Source organism: Paenarthrobacter sp. NPDC089322 (assembly GCF_040684895.1).
Lineage (GTDB): Bacteria > Actinomycetota > Actinomycetes > Actinomycetales > Micrococcaceae > Arthrobacter.
Genome location: NZ_JBFBGW010000020.1, coordinates 49947 through 67313 on the forward strand (window position 1 = coordinate 49947; position 17367 = coordinate 67313).

Consider the following 17367-nt stretch of genomic DNA (forward strand, 5'->3'; position numbering starts at 1 on the left):
TGTCACCCCACTGACAGTCTTCTAGCTGAAAGGCGTCCAGGGACTCCGTCCACAGCAAACTCCAAGGTGCCTTACAGGCCCACGCGCCGAAACCGGCGCGGTACAGCGGCAGGGAGGTCCGCCGTCGGCGTCATGTAAGCGGTTCCTGAGCAGGCTGAGCGCCATTCGTCGCCAAATCCATACCGCTCGCTGGCGCATTTGTGACCACGCACACGTAGGACCTCCCGAAGCGATAGTGTTGATGGCGGACAGCACTCTGCGGAAGTTCGCTGGACGCCCGACGCCGCGCCCCGGCGCCGGTGCGGGTCCGCCGGCGACGTCCGCGCAGCAAAGATCGATGAATAATGAGGTTCACCATGTCCCAGGACACCACCGGATCCACGGCCACCGCTGCAGCTTCAACGGACGGCCATGCCACGCACGTCGAGACTCTCGAGAATCTCCTGCACGAGAATCGGAAGTTCGCGCCATCTGCAGAGTTCGCTGCGAACGCCGTCGTGACGGCCGACGCCTACAAGGAGGCCGAGGCTGACCGGCCCGCGTTCTGGGCGAAGCAGGCCCGCGAGCTGCTCAGCTGGGACAAGGACTTCACCGAGGCCTTGGATTGGTCCAATCCACCGTTCGCCAAGTGGTTCGTCGGCGGCGAGGTCAACGCCGCCTACAACGCCCTGGACCGGCACGTGGAAAACGGTCTCGGTGACCGGGTGGCGATCTTCTTCGAGGGCGAACCGGGCGACACCCGTACGTACACGTACGCCGAGCTCACCCAGGAAGTGAAGAAGGCCGCGAACGCGTTCGAATCCCTGGGGGTGGCCAAGGGCGACCGGGTGGCCGTGTACCTGCCCATGATCCCCGAGGCCGTCATCACGCTGCTGGCCTGCGCCCGGATCGGTGCCGTGCACTCCGTGGTGTTCGGCGGTTTCTCCGCCGACGCCTTGCGGTCCAGGATCGAGGACGCCGAAGCCAAGCTCGTGGTCACCGCCGACGGCACCTACCGCCGCGGCAAGCCCTCCCCGCTCAAGCCCGCCGTGGACGAAGCCCTCTCCAAAGAAGGACACACGGTGGAGAAGGTGGTGGTGGTCAAGCGCAACGGCGAGGACGTCAACTGGGTTGAAGGCCGCGACCTGTGGTGGAGCGAAACGGTAGACAAGGCAGCAACCGAGCACACCGCCGTCGGGCATGACTCCGAGCACCCGCTGTTCATCCTCTACACCTCCGGCACCACCGGCAAGCCCAAGGGCATCCTGCACACCACCGGCGGGTACCTCACCCAGACCGCCTACACCCACAAAGCCGTGTTCGATCTCCACCCGGACACGGACGTGTACTGGTGCACCGCCGACGTCGGCTGGGTCACCGGCCACTCGTACGTCACCTACGCGCCGCTGATCAACGGCGCCACCCAGGTCATGTACGAAGGCACTCCGGACTCGCCGCACCAGGGCCGCTGGTGGGAGATCGTGGAGAAGTACAAGGTCTCCATCCTCTACACCGCCCCCACCGCGATCCGCACGTTCATGAAATGGGGCCGGGAGATCCCCGGCAAGTACGATCTGTCCTCCATCCGCGTCCTGGGCTCCGTCGGTGAGCCCATCAACCCCGAAGCCTGGATGTGGTACCGCGAAGTCATCGGCGGCAACGGCGGCAAGAAGACTGAGCCCGCCCCGATCGTTGACACGTGGTGGCAGACCGAAACCGGTGCCCAGATGATCGCACCGCTGCCGGGTGTCACCGCAGCCAAGCCCGGCTCCGCCCAGGTTCCGCTGCCCGGCATCGCCGTGGACGTCGTCGATGAAGCCGGCGAGTCCGTGGCCAACGGTGAAGGCGGCTACCTCGTGGTCCGCGAACCCTGGCCCTCCATGCTCCGCGGCATCTGGGGCGATCCCGAGCGGTTCAAGGACACCTACTGGTCCCGGTTCGAGGCCATGTACTTCGCCGGGGATGGCGCCAAGAAGGACGACGACGGCGACGTCTGGCTCCTGGGCCGGGTGGATGACGTCATGAACGTCTCCGGCCACCGCCTCTCGACCACCGAGATCGAATCCGCGCTCGTGTCCCATCCGTCCGTCGCTGAAGCAGCCGTGGTCGGCGCCGCCGATGAGACCACCGGCCAGGCGGTCGTCGCGTTCGTCATCCTCCGCGGTGACGCCGTCAACAACGGTGACGAAACCGTCCTGGAACTGCGCAACCACGTCGGCAAGGAAATCGGCCCGATCGCCAAGCCCAAGCAGCTGCTGATCGTGCCGGAACTGCCCAAGACCCGCTCCGGCAAGATCGTCCGACGCCTCCTCAAAGACATCGCAGAAGGCCGCGACACCGGCGACGCCACCACCTTGGCTGATCCCTCCATCATGACCCAGATCGCTGAGTCACTCCGGAAGTAGCGTCACCACCGCCAGGACGACGACGGCGACACTCACCTCCCGCGGTGAGCGTCGCCGTCGTCGTTTTACCAGGGCTGGACGGCAGCGAGCCCTAGACTGGAGCCAGACTCACCCCTAGTTCGACGAGGCTCTCCAGAAAGGCCCCGATGCTCCAGGCAGCACGCCACTCCGCCATCCTCGATGCCGTACAACGCGAGCGCGTTGTACGGGTCTCCGACCTCGCCCAGCTGTTGGGGGTCTCCCCCATGACCGTCCGGCGCGACATTGAAGCCCTTGAGGAGACCGGTCGGGTTGAACGCATCCACGGCGGGGCCAAACTGCCCGGAGACGCAAGCACGCACGAGCCGGGCTTTGAGCTTAAGTCGACCCAACTGACCGCTGAGAAGCACGCCATAGCTGTGGAGGCAGCATCGCTGGTGCAGGAAGGCATGGCGATCGGGCTCAGCGCCGGCACCACCACGTGGGCGCTGGCAAAGGAACTTGTCAACGGGCCGCGGATCACTGTGGTCACCAACTCCGTGCGCATTGCGGACCTGTTCCACCACGGTGCGTCGTCCGGGCCCGCGCGCTTCGGCTCCACCGTGATCCTGATCGGCGGCGAGCGCACGCCGTCGGACGCGTTGGTGGGCCCGATCGCCACGTCCTCGCTCAAGCAGCTTCACCTTGATGCCCTGTTCATGGGCGTCCACGGCATGGACGCCCAAGCGGGCTTCACCACTCCCAACCTGCTGGAAGCCGAGACGGACAGGGCCTTTATGGCATCGGCCCGCAGTACCGTGGTCCTGGCTGACCACAGCAAATGGGGTGTGGTGGGCATTGCCTCGATTGCTGCACTGGAGGAAGCCGACGAACTCATTACTGATTCCTTGCTGGGCGAGGACGCCCGGCGGTTGTTGGAGGAGAACGTCGCGAAACTAAGGATCGCGGAGGCCTAGCCTACGCCGCCGCACCCACGCGGCCTGCCCCACTGACAGGGCCTGCCCCAGCCACACGGGATGATATTGCCGAGCCCAGCAAAAGGACGCGGAACGTACGCTCCGTAGCCTCCTGGAGCAGGAGGGCGCCCTCCGCCACAGCCCGGTCCAGATCCATGGGAATCGGAATGATTCCCGCAATGGCATCAATTCCGACGGCGTGGACATCCGCGGCGTCCTTTCCAATGGAGCCCGCGAAGGCCAATACCGGCACCCCGGCCCGCTGCGCACGCCGTGCAACCTCTGCCGGTACTTTGCCGCGTGGTGTTTGGAAATCGATGGCACCCTCGGCCGTAACCACCAGGTCCGCGCCGGCGATGTCGGCGTCGAGGTCGATGCCGGCCAGTCCCGAGTCCAGCAGGAGCTCAAAACGGGGTACGAGCCGCGCACCGACAGCAGCCAGCCCGGCTCCCAAGCCACCTGAAGCACCTGTTCCCGGTCCGCTGCGGAGGAATTCCTCAGGCGTGCCGGTGGCTTGGGCCAGGAGTGCCGCCCAATGATCCAGGCCATGGGAGAGCTGTTCCACCTGCGCCGGCGTTGCGCCCTTCTGGGGCCCGAAAACGCGGGCCACTCCTTGCGGCCCACAGAGGACGTTGTAAGGGTTGAGCGCCAACTCCAGGCTGCAGCCCGCCAATCGCGGATCCAGACCCGAGAAGTCAACCACTGCCGCGCTACCGAGTGCAGCACCGCCTTCCGGGATTTCCCTACCGTGTGCATCTTTGATCCGCACGCCCAGCGCGCGCAAGGCGCCGGCACCGCCGTCGGACGTTCCTGAGTCTCCGCAGCCCACTACGATGCGTTCCGCGCCTTGGTCCAAGGCTGCAAGGATCAGTTCCCCCACCCCCCGCGTGGTGGTCATGCCCGGATCCCGCATGGTCCCGGGGACAAGGCGCAGCCCGGCGGCCGCTGCCATTTCCACAACGGCAGTGGGCCGGTCGGTAGTGCCCAGGACGGCAAAGTGGGAGTCAACCGGGTCGCCCACGGGTCCCGTGACCCGGGTACGGATGAGCTTGCCTCCGGTGGCAGCCGCGAGCGCGGCCGCCGTCCCCTCGCCGCCATCGGCCATGGGCACGGCATTGATGCTGACACCCGGAATGACCCTGCGGATACCTGCGGAGATCGCTGCTGCGACCTCCACGGCGTCAAGGCTTTCCTTGAAACCGGACGGTGCAACCAGGATTCGTTGCGGAATGGACATGACCATGTGGACACCTTCTTCGTGTGGTTATGGCGTAATGACGGGCAGCCCCAACAGGGGCCAAACAGTGAAACTGAACAGCAGGACCAGGACTGCGCTAAGGGGTCCCAGCCAGGCGGAAAGACGAAGGAGATCAGCCGGCTCATAGTTGGGCTGGCCATCCGTTTCCGCGAAAATGGCTACCGGCTTGGCGGAGCTTGTGAGTGTGTGGCAGAAACCTGCGGCAGCTGTGGAGGCGAAGGCCGCCGCTACGGGATCCACGCCCATCGGAGCCGCGGAAGCCACGACGACGGGAATCAACACCGCAGATCGTGCCGACCTCGACTGGATCACCAGATGGGCGGCAGTGGATGCCAGCACTACAACCACCACGAAGATGAAGGGTTTGGCAGCTCCCAGGAAAGCCACCGGCGCCAGCATGGACGTGGCCAGCCACTCCGCCGCGCCCGTGGTTATCAGGCTTGATCCCAACGCGAGGGTGGCGGCCATGAAGATCAGCATGGACCAAGGCACCTTCTTCAGGGCGGCACCGAGCTTCACCGAGCCGTAAGCCGGAAGTGACACCACCAGAGCTCCCACGAGCGCGACCAACGCGGGGTCCAGGCCGTGAATGGGCTCCGTGCACCACAGCGCCACAACGGCTCCCAGCAGCAGGAGCGACCGTTGTTCATCCAGGTCAAGGGGTCCGCTGATCGCCTGAGGGCTGCTCTTTTGCAGTTCCCCTGGCCGGATGTCCAGCGGCCGGGCACGATCCCCGGAAGCCGTGAACAGCCTCAACACAACTTCCGTGGCCATGAACGACGCCACCAAGGCCAGCGGGAGTCCCAACAAAAGCCAGGAAGCGAAGCCGAAACCCGGAAAGCCTGAAGACTGCAGGATTTGGCTGGTGATCAGGTGTGCCCCTGCCCCCAGGAAGGAAGCCACCGCGGACAGGAGGATCACGGTAGGAAAGAGAATCGCAAGCATTTTAACCACTGCCGGGCGGTCCATGAGCACCGTCCGCAGGGTCAGGAAGATCGGCAGCGCAAGGGCAGCCCTCCCTGACGTGGCGGGGATGGCAAAGGCAGTCACTACCAGGCCCAGGCAGGACAGGTGCGCCAGTTGCCTCACGGATCGGGCACCGGAAATGATGAAGGCGGCTCCGCGCGCAGCCAACCCCGTGGAGGCCACGGCACTGGCAATGACGAACGCGGCCATGAGCAACCAGATGGAGTCCTCGCCCAAGGCTGCGAACAGGCTTTCGGTGGGGAGGGTTCCACTGATGACCAGAGCGACGGCTGCTCCAAGGGCTACGTAGGTGTCCTCCACCGGCGAGAAGATCCATAACCAGATGGCAGCAACGAAGATGCACAGCGCCACAGCGGCATGGCCATCCAAGCCCCAGCCATTCAGTGAGTTGACCGCCAAAGCCACCATGATGACAAGGGAAACCAGCACGGCAATGGCAGCCGACGGACGCAGAATACCGGAGAGCTTCCGGGACCATGGTTCAGGCTCGGGCGCGGGAGTGTGCGGGGCTGAGGTGTAGTAGGTCTGGCTCATATCAACCGGTACCCGGCACCGCGGACGGTCTCCAACCGTTCCGCACCGATTTTGGCCCGAAGAGCCCGCACGTACACATCCACCACGTTGGATGCGGGGTCGAAGTCCATGTTCCATGCGTGTGAAATCAACTGTTCCCTGCTCAGCACCTGGCCCGGGTGGCGGAGGAAGACTTCCAGGAGCGAGAACTCCCGGGCAGTGAGATCAGCACCCGTGTCACCCACCCTTACCCTGCGGCTGCGCAAATCCAACTGCATGTCCCCGTGCGTCAAGGTCAAGACAGGGCCGGCATCAGCGTCGTCGTTCAACCGCAGCCGGATACGGGCGAGCAGTTCGGCGAACTGGAAGGGCTTGGTCATGTAGTCGTTGGCTCCGCTTTCGAGCCCGTAAACGGTGTCTGCCACGGAGTCACTCGCGGTCAGGACAATCACCGGCGTTTTGGAGCCCTCGCTGCGGAGGCGCTCCAGTACTTCGAAGCCGCTCAACATCGGCAGGCCGATATCCAGGATGATCATGCCGAACTCCCCTGAGCGGGCAAGCAGCAATGCGCTGGCGCCATCGTCCACCACCAGGCACGTGTACCCGGCGGCCCGCAGGCCTTTCTCAATGAAACCCGATATCCGCCGGTCATCCTCGGCGATCAGGATCCTGCTCATGGGTGGTGCTCCTTCACGTGATCGAGACGCTCGGTGACGTCGCCGGCGAGGTCCGTGCCGCCGTCGTGCGTGTACTCAGGTGACGGCAGCGTGACGCCGAACGTGGCACCCTGCCCTTTGATGCTTTTGACCCACGCCGTGCCGTGGTGGGCTTCGGCGATGCTGCGGACGATGGCGAGCCCCAGCCCGGCACCGGGACGGGCCCGTTCAGTGTCTTTGGTCGCCTGGCCCCGATGGAACCGGCCAAAGATGAGCGCGGCCTCGCCCTCGTTTACTCCATGCCCCCGGTCGGACACCCACACGGTGAACCGGCGCCCGGCACCTTCTCCTTCGAAGCGCGAGCCAAGGCTGACCGTGCTTCCCGCGGGCGAATACTGGCAGGCGTTCGTCGCCAACTGCAGGACAGCCTGGGTTATGCGCTGGGCATCGACGCTGATGCTGCCTTCCGCGATTTCCAGGATGGGCCATCCCCGGTTTCCCAGGGCCTGTGCTTTTGCTTCGATATCCAGCAGGAGCGTCGCAGCATCGGTCCGCCGGGGCTGGGCGAAGCCGGGCCGGTCCACTTTGGCAAGGAGCAGGAGGTCGGAAACTATTCGGCCCATCCGGGCCAGTTCGTCATCCACCAAGGCGAGGGTGCGTTTCCTGTCCACCTCGTTGTCCTCCATAAGTTCCAAATGTCCTCGGATGACCGTGATGGGTGTCCGGAGTTCGTGGGATGCGTCGTCAACGAAGGCCCGCTGCGTCCTGTACGCCGATTCCAGGCGGTCCAGCATGGTGTTGAACGTGACAGCCAGGGCCGAGATGTCGTCATTACCCCGGACGGGCACGCGGGCGGTGAGGTCGGTCTCCGAGATGTCTTCAGCCACCCTCCGCACTTCGCGCACGGGCGACAGGATTTGGCCGGCAACAAGCCAGGCGATTCCCGCCGTCACCGCGAGTCCGCCAAGGGACACGAAGAAGATGGTCAACACCGTCCCTGTCACCTGCTCCTCACGCGGTGCCATGTAGATTCCTACGATCAGATGACCCGTGTCGCTGCCCGAAACCACAGGCAAGCGGACCCAGTGCATCTCCCCTTCACTCGTCTGTGCGATGCCCGAGGCTGCCTCACCATTGCGGATGGAGTCCATCAACCCCTGGTCAGCGGGCAGGTCATGGCCGTTGGCTCGGGAACCGAGGGCGCCTGTGGGCGTGTAAAGAATGCGTTGGCCCACCGAGCCGAGGATCACTTCCCCCTGCGCGGCCGACTGCCGGCTGAGGAAGATCTCGAGCATCTTTTCGATCGATGTGAACGGCTTGGCGGTGGTGGGATCGACGCCCTCGGCGGCAAAAGCGCGGAATTCCTGCAGTTCTTGATTGATGTCCTGATGCGCCTGGGTTTGAGCGCCGTTCAGCAATAAAGACCTCATGGTCAGCATCACGGCCAGCAAGGTCAGGGCCGTGGTCAGGAGGATCCAACCGGCAATGCGCCATCTCGCTGGAACCCTTGAACCCTGCCGCGGAGCCGAACCATGGGCAGCAGGTGGCCGGTGGGGCGCAGGGGGCACGGTTGCCTGCTCCACGGACGTTTCTGTCACAGTCATCAGTCGTCCACCTCGCTTGCGTCGTCGTCGTCATCTATCACCACAGGAGGCACCACTGGCACGGGAACATTGGCTGGTGGTGGCGGCGCCACCGGCGCGGTGGCAGGGGGTGCAACCGGAGGTGCGGGCGACGACGGAGCCGGAGACGGCGTGGTGGCCGACGGCTCCGATGGCGTGGGCGCCGGTGGGGTTGGGGCCGGTCCTGTCGGTTCCAACCCGGGGGCGGGTCTGCCGTCGGGGCCGGGACCCAGCTCGATCGGATTCGCGTCCACCTCTGGTGGCCCTGCCGGAGCGGCCAGGACGGTACCGGCTACCGCAAGCAGCACCGGAACCAGGAGCAGTGCCCCCAGCAGGAGAACTCGTCGCATGGTTTGCATGTATTCATCGTTACAGGCCTCCATGAGGCCACCATGAAACCGGGATGAAGAAGTCTTCATCTCAAACCGGGGGTGGATCCCGGCAGTAGAGTTCAGCCAGCGGATTGACGCCTCATCCGGGACTCGCCGGGGGACCTCACCGCGTACGCCGGTGAGCCATCGCCATCATCGGTCCTTCCGGTTCCAATAAGACCACCCTGCTGCTGCCTCGCCGGAATCTTGAGGCCCGACGCCGGTACCCATCCCGCCCAACCGTCTCTCACCAAACACCCCCTCCCGCCCAACCGTCTCTCACCAAACACCCCATCCCGCCCAACCGTCTCTCACCAACCCCCCCCTCCCGCCCAACCGTCTCTCACCGAACACCCCCTCCCGCCCAACCGTCTCTCACCAAACACCCCAAAAGCCCCGACGGGTCGCCCGAGGCGGGGCCGCCGTCGAAAGTTGCCAACAAGCGGACACGGCACGAATCGGTGAGAGAACGTGCCCCTAAAGGGGGCCACCGGTGAGAGAGGGTGCCCCAAAAGGGGGTCATCGGTGAGAGAGGGTGCTAGGGGCAGCCGCAGGACTGCCGGACGATCAGCTCGGTGGGAAGGATCTGGTGCTTGGGCTCCTCAGTGCGGCCATCTCCGACCAGGGCCCGCACCGCAGCTTCCGCCATTTCCTTGACGGGTTGGGACACGGTGGTCAGGGCGGGCCAGCTGTATTCGGCATCGATGGAACCGTCAAAAGACACCAGCGCGATGTCCTGTGGAACGTGGAGCCCGGCTTCGTGGATCGCCCGCAGGATACCAATTGCCTGCATGTCATTACTGGCAAAGATCGCGGTAGGCCGGTTGGTGGAAGCAAGGAACCGCTTGCCAACCGAGTACCCGCCGGGCCTGCTGAATTCGCTGCGCAGGACTGGCCCTTCGGGCAACCCGGCTTCCCTCAACGCCGCCAGCCAACCAACCTCGCGACCGTCCAGTTCGTTGCCCGTAGTCACGCCGATCGCGAGCCCGATGTTGGTGTGCCCATGCCCGATCAGATGCTCGACCGCAGCCCGCCCGCCGGCTTCGAGATTGACGCCCACGCTGCTGAATTTGGGCACGTCGGATGTGTGGTTCAGCAGCACTGATGGAAGGTCTGCGGCGTCGAGATCGGATAGGTCGGGTTCGAAGACGCAACTGGCCAGGAGGACACCGTCCACTTGGCGTGCGGCCAGGTTGCGGATGTTTTGGCGTTCCTTGGCCAGGCTGCCATCCGAGTTTGCCAGCACCATGCCGTACCCGAGATCCGCCGCAGCTTCCTCAACCGCATGCGCCAAGAGCGAGAAGAACGGATTGGTATTGTCCGGAACCACCACGCCGATGGTTTCGCTGGAACCCAGTTTCAGGGCGCGTGCCGCCGCATTTGGCCGGTAGCCCAGGACACGGATGGCATCGCGCACTTTGGCTTCCGTTGCCGGAGCCACGTTCTTGGGCCCACCGTTTACTACATAACTCACGACGGCGGTACTCACCCCGGCGTACCGGGCCACGTCCTTGCGGGTCACCGGTCCGCGCGGGGTTTGTACAGCAGATGTGGTCATGGGGTAAATGCTAGCTACATCGCGGGGGCATCGCCGAAGTCACGGATAGGGAGGCGTTCGCCACCGCGAAGGGCAGACTGGTGCGCAACGATTCCGGGCAGAGTGAATCGGGCAGCGACCCAGGCGTTGACGGGTGGCAGCTCGTTCTTGTTGACGGCAGTGACAAAGTCATCCACCAGGAACTGGTGGCTGCCCTCGTGGCCGTTGGGCGCGCCCAGGAACTCCTGCGGCAACCGGGCGTGGTCGTGGACAGGCGCCAATCCGGAAATGAAGGCATCGCGTAGTTCCGGGGCAACGTCGGCGAGCGATGGGTCATCGGCCGACATCGTGGGCTTGGTTTCCACCTGACCGGAAACGTCCTCCACGGTGAATTTGTCCTGCCACACCGTAGTGGTGGCGAGCTGTTCAAAGCTTGCCTCCGTTCCGAAGAAGCGGAAGCGCGATTCGCGGATGTGGGAGGGGTACCCGACGCGGCGCATCTCGTTGGTGCGCATCGCACCGCCGTCGTTCATTTCAAAGAGAGCAGTGGCATTTGAGAAATCGTTGGCGAACATGCTGACGTCCTTGTCGAAGACGCCATCGTTCCGGTCATCCTTGACGCCGATGCAGCTGACGCTGACGGCATGGCCGGGCACCGCGCCAAGGACGCCGCCGATCGCATGGGTGGGGTACAGCATGGGCGGGTAGCTCGCCGTCTCCTTCCAGCGTTCGCCGCCGCTGTATTGGTAGGCCTCGTAAAAGCCCAGGTCCATGTCGTGGACGTAATCACCTTCCGTGTAGAAGATGCGGCCGAATTTGCCGGCTTCCTGCTGCTTCCGCGCAAAGACGGTGGCCGGGTTGTAGTAGCTGGTCTCGCCCATCATGTAGACAAGCTTGGTTTCGCGGACGGCCTCGATGATCCGGGCAATCTCCTCTTCGGAGACGGCCATGGGCACTGCGGAGTAGACATGCTTTCCAGCTCGCAGCGCACGCTCAACCAATGGGCCGTGGGTCCACCGCTGCGTGAAGATGGCGACAGCATCGACGTCGGACTTTAGCAACTCGTCAAAGGTGCCGATGACGCCGTCGAGACCCCAGCGTTCATGCACCGCTGCGGCGCGCTCGGGCAGCTCGTCCACTGCGTAAACCGCGCTCACACCCGGGTGCAGCTTGAACAGGTGTGCGAACTGGCCGCCGAACTGGCCAACGCCAAGGACACCGATCGAAAACGTCATTGTTTGCCTTTCCTAGGGCTGCCTGAAGCAGCTGGTTACGAGAGCTAATCGTTTCTGTAGAGTCTTGCAGTCCGATCTACTCGAGTCAACGAAGCAAACAAATCGAAACATTTTCTTCCACAAACTCTTGCCCCTACCAAATCTACTCGTGTAGATTCTTTATCGGTTGTTACCCACATCACAGCAGGAAGGGTCGACGATGACCACGCTCACCAAGCATCCGGACCGGGCAGCGGGACGTCCCCGAAACCGGCAAGGACGCCCCCACGAAACCCGCAACCGCAGCGTTGCCAATCGCCTGGGAGATCTTAAGATCGCCATCTTCTTCATCCTCCCGGCCGTCGTCGGCTTCGTGGCGTTCTTCCTGGTCCCGACCATCCGCGGCATCTACCTCAGCTTCACGGAATACAGCATCCTGGGCGAGCCCACGTGGATCGGCATCAAGAACTACACGGCGATTTTCCAGGACGAACTCTTCTGGAACGCCATGGGGGTCACCCTCCAGTACGTGGTCCTCAACATCGGCTTCCAAACCGTCATCGCCCTCGGACTTGCCCTCCTGATGCACCGCGTAGCCAAGTCCACGTTCATCCGGGGCGCGCTGCTCCTGCCCTTCCTGGTGGCCAACGTCATCGTCGCCCTGCTGTGGTTCTGGATGCTGGATTACCAACTCGGCATCGTCAACGAGGTCATGAGCTGGATCGGACTCCCCCGCGTCGCCTTCTTCGGCAGCGAGCAGTGGGCCATCCCCACCATCGCCTTCGTCAACGTATGGCGGCACATGGGATACACGGCCCTGCTGATCTTCGCCGGACTCCAGGCCATCCCGAACCACCTGTACGAGGTAGCAAACCTGGACGGCGCCTCCCCCACCCGGACCTTCTGGAGCATCACCATGCCCCTGCTCCGTCCTGTGCTGGTGCTGGTCTTGGTGGTCACCGTCATCGGGTCGTTCCAGGTCTTCGACACAGTGGCCGTGACCACCAACGGCGGTCCCGTCAATGCCTCCCGCGTGATCCAGATGTACATCTACCAAAAAGCTTTCGGCGAGTCCGACTTCGGCTACGCCTCAGCACTGTCCGTCATCCTGTTCATCATTCTCGCCCTGGTGGCCTTCATCCAGATGAAGTTCCTCAAGGGCAACGAATCGGACCTGGACTAAGCAGGACTAAGGAACCGTCAATGAGTACCTCAATCGTCACCCGCAAGACGCCCCTCAACTGGCGCCGCATCGGTGCATGGGTGCTGGTCGCCGTCGCCGTCGCCGTGACCATTGCCCCCTTCTACTGGATGCTGCGGACAGCCCTGTCCAGCAACGGTGCCCTGGCGTCCAACTCGGGCAACCTGTTGCCGGCGGACTTCAGCTGGGGTGCGTTCAAGCGGGTCCTCGGCCTGCAGACAACAGAGGAAGCCATCGCAGAAGGCGGCTCCGGCGCCGCGATCAACTTCTGGCTTTACCTCCGGAACTCCATCGTGTTTGCGACGGTCACCACTGTTGCCCAAGTGTTCTTCAGCGCGATGGCCGCCTACGCATTTGCCCGCTTGCGCTGGCCCGGCCGCAACAAGGTGTTTGGCCTGTTCCTCACCACAATGATGGTTCCGCCCATCTTTACTGCTCTGCCCAACTTCCTCATGATCAAGAACCTTGGGCTGCTCAACACCATGGCCGGCATGACCCTGCCGTTCCTCTTCATGACCCCGTTCGCCATCTTCTTCCTCCGCCAGTTCTTCCTGGGCATGTCACGGGAAGTTGAGGAAGGGGCAATGCTCGACGGCGCCAAGCACCTGAGGATCTTCTTCCAGATTGTGCTTCCCAACGCCGCAGCCCCCATCGCCACCCTGGCGCTGCTCACCTTCATCGGGCAGTGGAACGAATACTTCTGGCCGTTGCTGGTGGGCCAGGACGAAAGCGTCCGCGTGCTCACCGTCGGCCTGAGCGTTTTCAAATCGCAATCCCCGCAGGGTGCCTTGGACTGGTCGGGCCTGATGGCCGGAACCCTCGTAGCGGCGCTGCCCATTTTCATCCTGTTCATCGCTTTCGGCAAGAAGGTTGTGAACTCCATCGGATTCTCCGGAATCAAGTAAGCCCCTCCCCACAAAACCCTGAAAGGTCCGTCATGAAGAAACCACTCGGCGTCGCCGCTGCCGCCGCCGCCATAGCCCTGACACTGTCCGCCTGCGGTGGCTCCGACGCAGCCTCAACCGAAGCAAAGGGCGAAATCAACTACTGGCTCTGGGACGCCAACCAACTCCCCGCCTACCAGCAGTGCGCGGACGACTTCACCAAGGCCAATCCGGACATCAAGGTCAAGATCACCCAGCGGGGTTGGGATGACTACTGGACCACCCTGACCAACGGCTTTGTTGCCGGAACAGCCCCCGACGTCTTCACCAACCATCTGTCGAAGTACCCGGAATTCGCGGCCAAGAAGCAGCTCCTGTCCTTGGACGAGGCCGTAGAGAAGGACGGCGTCAACCTGGACAGCTACACCAAGGGCCTCCCGGAGCTGTGGGTCGGCCAGGACGGCAAGCGATATGGCCTGCCGAAGGACTGGGATACCGTGGGCCTGTTCTACAACAAGGCCATGACCGACGCAGCGGGCATCACTGCCGAGCAGATGGCCAATCTCGAGTGGAACCCCAAGGACGGTGGCAGCTACGAGACGGTCATTGCCAAGCTGACGGTGGACAAGAACGGCAAGCGCGGCGACCAACCCGGTTTCGACAAGAACAACGTTGCGGTCTACGGGCTGGGCCTCTCCGGCAGCGGCGCAGGCCAGGGGCAGACGGAGTGGAGCTTCCTGACCGCGACAACCGGCTGGACCGCCACCGACAAGAACCCTTGGGGAAGCAAGTTCAACTACGATGACCCCCGCTTCCAGGAGACCATCGCATGGTGGGCCGGCCTGATCGACAAGGGCTACATGCCCAAACTTGAGACCACGGTGGGGGCAAGCCTCACGGACAACTTCGGTGCCGGCAAGTCCGCCATTAACTCCAACGGGGACTGGCTGATCGGGCAATACCAGACCTACAAGGGCATCACCACGGGAATCGCCCCCACGCCCAAGGGACCCAACGGGCAGCGTGCCTCCATGTTCAACGGCTTGGCAGACTCCGTCTGGGCCGGCACCAAGAACCCGGCTGCGAGCACCAAGTGGGTTGAGTACCTGGGATCCGCAGCGTGCCAGGACGTCGTGGCCGGCAAGGCCGTAGTGTTCCCCGCTATTTCCTCCTCCTCTGATCTCGCAGCCAAGGCCTTCGCCGACAAGGGCATCGACGTCTCCGCTTTCACCACCCACGTGAAGGAAGGCACCACGTTCCTGTTCCCGATCGCAGACAAGGCGGCCAAGGTGGACGGCATCATGAAGCCCGCCATGGACGCTGTGCTGTCGGGCAAGAAGCCCGCGTCATCACTGACGGAAGCCAACAACCAGGTCAACGACCTTTTCAAGTAAACCTCACCCTCTTGTGGGGCCCGCTCTGCCCCCTATGGCACGCGCTTGCCGCGTAGAGCGCGCCCCACAACACCCTTTCCGAAAGTGATTCGATACATGCAACCGCTACACCTCCGCTCCGCAGGAACCAGCCTGGTGATCAGCACCCACCGAGGAGAGGCCGAAATATCCCACTGGGGAGCAGACCTGGGCGATTCCCTTCCGGATTTGTCCATCCTCAATGAGCCCATCCCGCCGTCCTCGATCGACGCCAACGTTCCCGCAGGGCTCCTCCCCCAGGCCTCGTCGTCCTGGCAGGGCCGCCCCGGATTGCGGGGCCACCGCACGGTTGACGGCATCCCCGGCCACGACTTCTCCGTACGGCTGCGCGTGGTGAGCGCCGAGACCGACGGCAGTACCGCCGTCGTCATCCAAGCGGACCCCGACGCCGGCATCACGGTGAGCAGCAACCTCACCTTGCACCCCGGCGGGCTTCTGGAACTGAGGCACTCGGTGACCAACGACGGCGCGTCGCCTTTCCAAGTGGACGAACTGGCAACGATGCTCCCGGTGGCGCCTGACGCCGTCGAACTTCTCGACCTGACCGGGCGCTGGTGCCGTGAACGTCACCCACAGCGGCGCGCCATCCAACACGGCACATGGGTACGGACGGGTCGCCACGGCCGCACGGGACACGATTCTTCGCTGCTGCTGGCAGCCGGAACAGCGGGTTTTGGCAACCGCAATGGCAAGGTCTGGGCCACGCACCTCGCCTGGAGCGGAAACCATGAACAGTTCGCCGACCATGTTGCCGACGGTCGCACCATGATCGGTGGCTCGGAACTCCTGGGTCCCGCCGAGACCGTGCTGCAACCCGGCGAAAGCTACACCACGCCGGCCCTGTTCGCCGCGTACTCGGACCGGGGGCTCGACGGCATCAGTGACGCGTTCTACAGCTGGTTCCGCTCACGTCCGCACCACGTCTCCAGCCGGCGGCCAGTGGTCCTCAACACCTGGGAAGCCGTGTACTTCGACCACAACCTGGAGACTCTGGTTGAGCTCGCGGAATCCGCCGCGGAGCTGGGCGTAGAGAGGTTCGTGCTCGACGACGGGTGGTTCCGTGGGCGGCGCGACGACAAGGCGGGCCTGGGCGACTGGTACGTCGATGAGACCGTGTGGTCGGAGGGATTGACGCCGCTCATCGATGCAGTGACAACGCGCGGCATGGAGTTCGGCCTGTGGGTGGAACCGGAAATGGTGAACCTCAACTCGGACATTGCCCGCGCCCACCCTGAATGGATCGTGGGGCCGTCTGCTGTATCGCATAAGGATGGCGGTCGGCTGCCGCTCGAGTGGCGCCAACAGCACGTGCTGGACCTCGCGAACCCGGACGCGTGGCAGTACGTCTTTGAACGTTTGGATGCGCTGCTGACCGGAAACAAGATCAGCTACCTCAAGTGGGACCAGAACCGGGATCTCCTGGAACACGGACATGGCGGGCGCGCGTCCGTGCACCAGCAGACCTTGGCGGCATACCGGCTCTTCGACGCCCTTCGCGCGGCGCACCCCGGCGTGGAGATCGAAAGCTGCTCCTCCGGCGGTGCGCGCGTGGATCTTGGAATTCTGGAGCGGACGGACCGGATCTGGGCTTCCGACTGCAACGACGCCCTGGAACGCCAAACCATCCAACGCTGGACCGGTTTGGTAGTGCCGCCGGAGCTGGTGGGCGGACATATCGGGCCCACTACCTCGCACACCACCGCCCGCACCCACGACCTCTCCTTCCGCGCCATCACTGCCCTCTTCGGGCATTTCGGCATGGAGTGGGACGTTCGCTCGGTTACCGGGGCCGAACGCGAGGAACTCAAACGCTTCATCGCGTTGTACAAGGAGCACCGCGGCCTGATCCACAGTGGTCGGATGGTCCGTGCGGATCTGGCGGACGAGTCGATGATGCTGCACGGCGTCGTTTCAGGCGAGCACGACGGCGACATTCCGGCAGGTGCCACGGCGGCGCTTTTCGCTGTGGTCAAGACACGGACGGGTTTCGCCGAGCAGCCTGGAAGGGTTGCCGTTCCCGGGCTCGATGCTTCGCGGAGCTACAGGGTGGAATTGCTCTTCCCGACTCCGGCCGAAGCCGACTACGGGCACACTTTCATCGAGGCGCAACCCGTGTCGTGGCTGGCTGAGGGTGCTGTGGCGAACGGCCGCTTCCTGGGCGAAGTCGGGCTCCCCATGCCAGTACTGAACCCGGAACACGCGCTCCTGCTGCGGCTGACTGCCCTCTGACGCTCTCTCACCGATGGGCGGCCTCCCGGGAACCCTCTCTCACCGATGGGCGCCCTCCCGGGAACCCTCTCTCACCGATGGGCGCCCTCCCGGGAACCTTCAATCACCGATGGGCGGCCTCCCGGGAACCCTCTCTCACCGAT

Annotated in this window: 13 protein-coding genes; 6 read left to right on the forward strand and 7 right to left on the reverse strand. The window is 64.0% G+C overall.

Translation table 11 applies throughout. From position 1 onward, the window contains the following. Positions 1–356: 356 nt before the first annotated feature. A complete protein-coding gene (gene acs / locus AB0N65_RS17285) occupies positions 357–2384 on the forward strand; it encodes an acetate--CoA ligase (RefSeq protein WP_364164320.1) in 2028 nt (675 codons plus the stop codon). 146 nt (positions 2385–2530) lie between these two features. Continuing rightward, on the forward strand, positions 2531–3319 hold the full coding sequence (locus AB0N65_RS17290; protein ID WP_364164322.1) for a DeoR/GlpR family DNA-binding transcription regulator: 789 nt from the start codon (positions 2531–2533) through the stop codon (positions 3317–3319). A 1-nt stretch (position 3320) separates the two neighbouring features. Here AB0N65_RS17290 and AB0N65_RS17295 read toward each other — a convergent pair whose 3' ends face one another. The 7 genes from AB0N65_RS17295 to AB0N65_RS17325 form a co-directional block, all read right to left on the reverse strand. After that, entirely contained in the window at positions 3321–4562 is a 1242-nt protein-coding gene (locus AB0N65_RS17295; protein WP_364164325.1) for a glycerate kinase, read from the reverse strand. A 21-nt stretch (positions 4563–4583) separates the two neighbouring features. Next, on the reverse strand, positions 4584–6098 hold the full coding sequence (locus AB0N65_RS17300; protein ID WP_364164328.1) for an SLC13 family permease: 1515 nt from the start codon (positions 6096–6098) through the stop codon (positions 4584–4586). Next, positions 6095–6754: a response regulator transcription factor gene (locus tag AB0N65_RS17305; RefSeq protein WP_364164331.1), complete on the reverse strand. Its 660-nt coding sequence runs from the start codon at positions 6752–6754 to the stop codon at positions 6095–6097. The genes AB0N65_RS17300 and AB0N65_RS17305 overlap by 4 nt, the downstream gene beginning before the upstream one ends. Then, the gene (locus tag AB0N65_RS17310; protein WP_364164334.1) at positions 6751–8337 is read right to left on the reverse strand and encodes an ATP-binding protein; all 1587 of its coding nucleotides are present in this window, start codon (positions 8335–8337) and stop codon (positions 6751–6753) included. Before AB0N65_RS17310 ends, AB0N65_RS17305 begins: the two co-directional genes overlap by 4 nt. Then, complete coding sequence (locus tag AB0N65_RS17315) at positions 8337–8714, reverse strand: hypothetical protein (protein WP_364164337.1); 378 nt, start codon at positions 8712–8714, stop codon at positions 8337–8339. The genes AB0N65_RS17310 and AB0N65_RS17315 overlap by 1 nt, the downstream gene beginning before the upstream one ends. Positions 8715–9264: 550 nt before the next feature. Next, positions 9265–10284, reverse strand: coding sequence for a LacI family DNA-binding transcriptional regulator (locus tag AB0N65_RS17320; RefSeq protein ID WP_364164339.1), 1020 nt, complete (start codon positions 10282–10284; stop codon positions 9265–9267). Between the two features lie 14 nt (positions 10285–10298). After that, positions 10299–11498, reverse strand: a complete 1200-nt coding sequence (locus AB0N65_RS17325; protein ID WP_364164341.1) for a Gfo/Idh/MocA family oxidoreductase — start codon at positions 11496–11498, stop codon at positions 10299–10301. 199 nt (positions 11499–11697) lie between these two features. On the opposite strand from AB0N65_RS17325, the gene AB0N65_RS17330 reads away from it, so the two are divergent. From AB0N65_RS17330 to AB0N65_RS17345, 4 genes are all read left to right on the forward strand, one after another. Then, the gene (locus AB0N65_RS17330) at positions 11698–12660 is read left to right on the forward strand and encodes a sugar ABC transporter permease (protein ID WP_364164344.1); all 963 of its coding nucleotides are present in this window, start codon (positions 11698–11700) and stop codon (positions 12658–12660) included. Positions 12661–12680: 20 nt separating this feature from the next. Next, positions 12681–13583 carry a carbohydrate ABC transporter permease gene (locus AB0N65_RS17335; RefSeq protein ID WP_364164346.1) on the forward strand — a complete coding sequence of 301 codons (903 nt, stop codon included), beginning with the start codon at positions 12681–12683 and terminating at the stop codon, positions 13581–13583. Between the two features lie 32 nt (positions 13584–13615). Then, positions 13616–14956 carry a sugar ABC transporter substrate-binding protein gene (locus tag AB0N65_RS17340; protein WP_364164349.1) on the forward strand — a complete coding sequence of 447 codons (1341 nt, stop codon included), beginning with the start codon at positions 13616–13618 and terminating at the stop codon, positions 14954–14956. A 96-nt stretch (positions 14957–15052) separates the two neighbouring features. Beyond that, the gene (locus tag AB0N65_RS17345) at positions 15053–17224 is read left to right on the forward strand and encodes an alpha-galactosidase (RefSeq protein WP_364164352.1); all 2172 of its coding nucleotides are present in this window, start codon (positions 15053–15055) and stop codon (positions 17222–17224) included. Positions 17225–17367: the final 143 nt, after the last annotated feature.

Coding starts and splice junctions, on each gene's coding strand:
- acs (WP_364164320.1), top strand. CDS start 357: ATGTCCCAGGACACCACCGGATCCACGGCCACCGCTGCAGCTTCAACG.
- AB0N65_RS17290 (WP_364164322.1), top strand. CDS start 2,531: ATGCTCCAGGCAGCACGCCACTCCGCCATCCTCGATGCCGTACAACGC.
- AB0N65_RS17295 (WP_364164325.1), bottom strand. CDS start 4,562: ATGGTCATGTCCATTCCGCAACGAATCCTGGTTGCACCGTCCGGTTTC.
- AB0N65_RS17300 (WP_364164328.1), bottom strand. CDS start 6,098: ATGAGCCAGACCTACTACACCTCAGCCCCGCACACTCCCGCGCCCGAG.
- AB0N65_RS17305 (WP_364164331.1), bottom strand. CDS start 6,754: ATGAGCAGGATCCTGATCGCCGAGGATGACCGGCGGATATCGGGTTTC.
- AB0N65_RS17310 (WP_364164334.1), bottom strand. CDS start 8,337: ATGACTGTGACAGAAACGTCCGTGGAGCAGGCAACCGTGCCCCCTGCG.
- AB0N65_RS17315 (WP_364164337.1), bottom strand. CDS start 8,714: ATGCAAACCATGCGACGAGTTCTCCTGCTGGGGGCACTGCTCCTGGTT.
- AB0N65_RS17320 (WP_364164339.1), bottom strand. CDS start 10,284: ATGACCACATCTGCTGTACAAACCCCGCGCGGACCGGTGACCCGCAAG.
- AB0N65_RS17325 (WP_364164341.1), bottom strand. CDS start 11,498: ATGACGTTTTCGATCGGTGTCCTTGGCGTTGGCCAGTTCGGCGGCCAG.
- AB0N65_RS17330 (WP_364164344.1), top strand. CDS start 11,698: ATGACCACGCTCACCAAGCATCCGGACCGGGCAGCGGGACGTCCCCGA.
- AB0N65_RS17335 (WP_364164346.1), top strand. CDS start 12,681: ATGAGTACCTCAATCGTCACCCGCAAGACGCCCCTCAACTGGCGCCGC.
- AB0N65_RS17340 (WP_364164349.1), top strand. CDS start 13,616: ATGAAGAAACCACTCGGCGTCGCCGCTGCCGCCGCCGCCATAGCCCTG.
- AB0N65_RS17345 (WP_364164352.1), top strand. CDS start 15,053: ATGCAACCGCTACACCTCCGCTCCGCAGGAACCAGCCTGGTGATCAGC.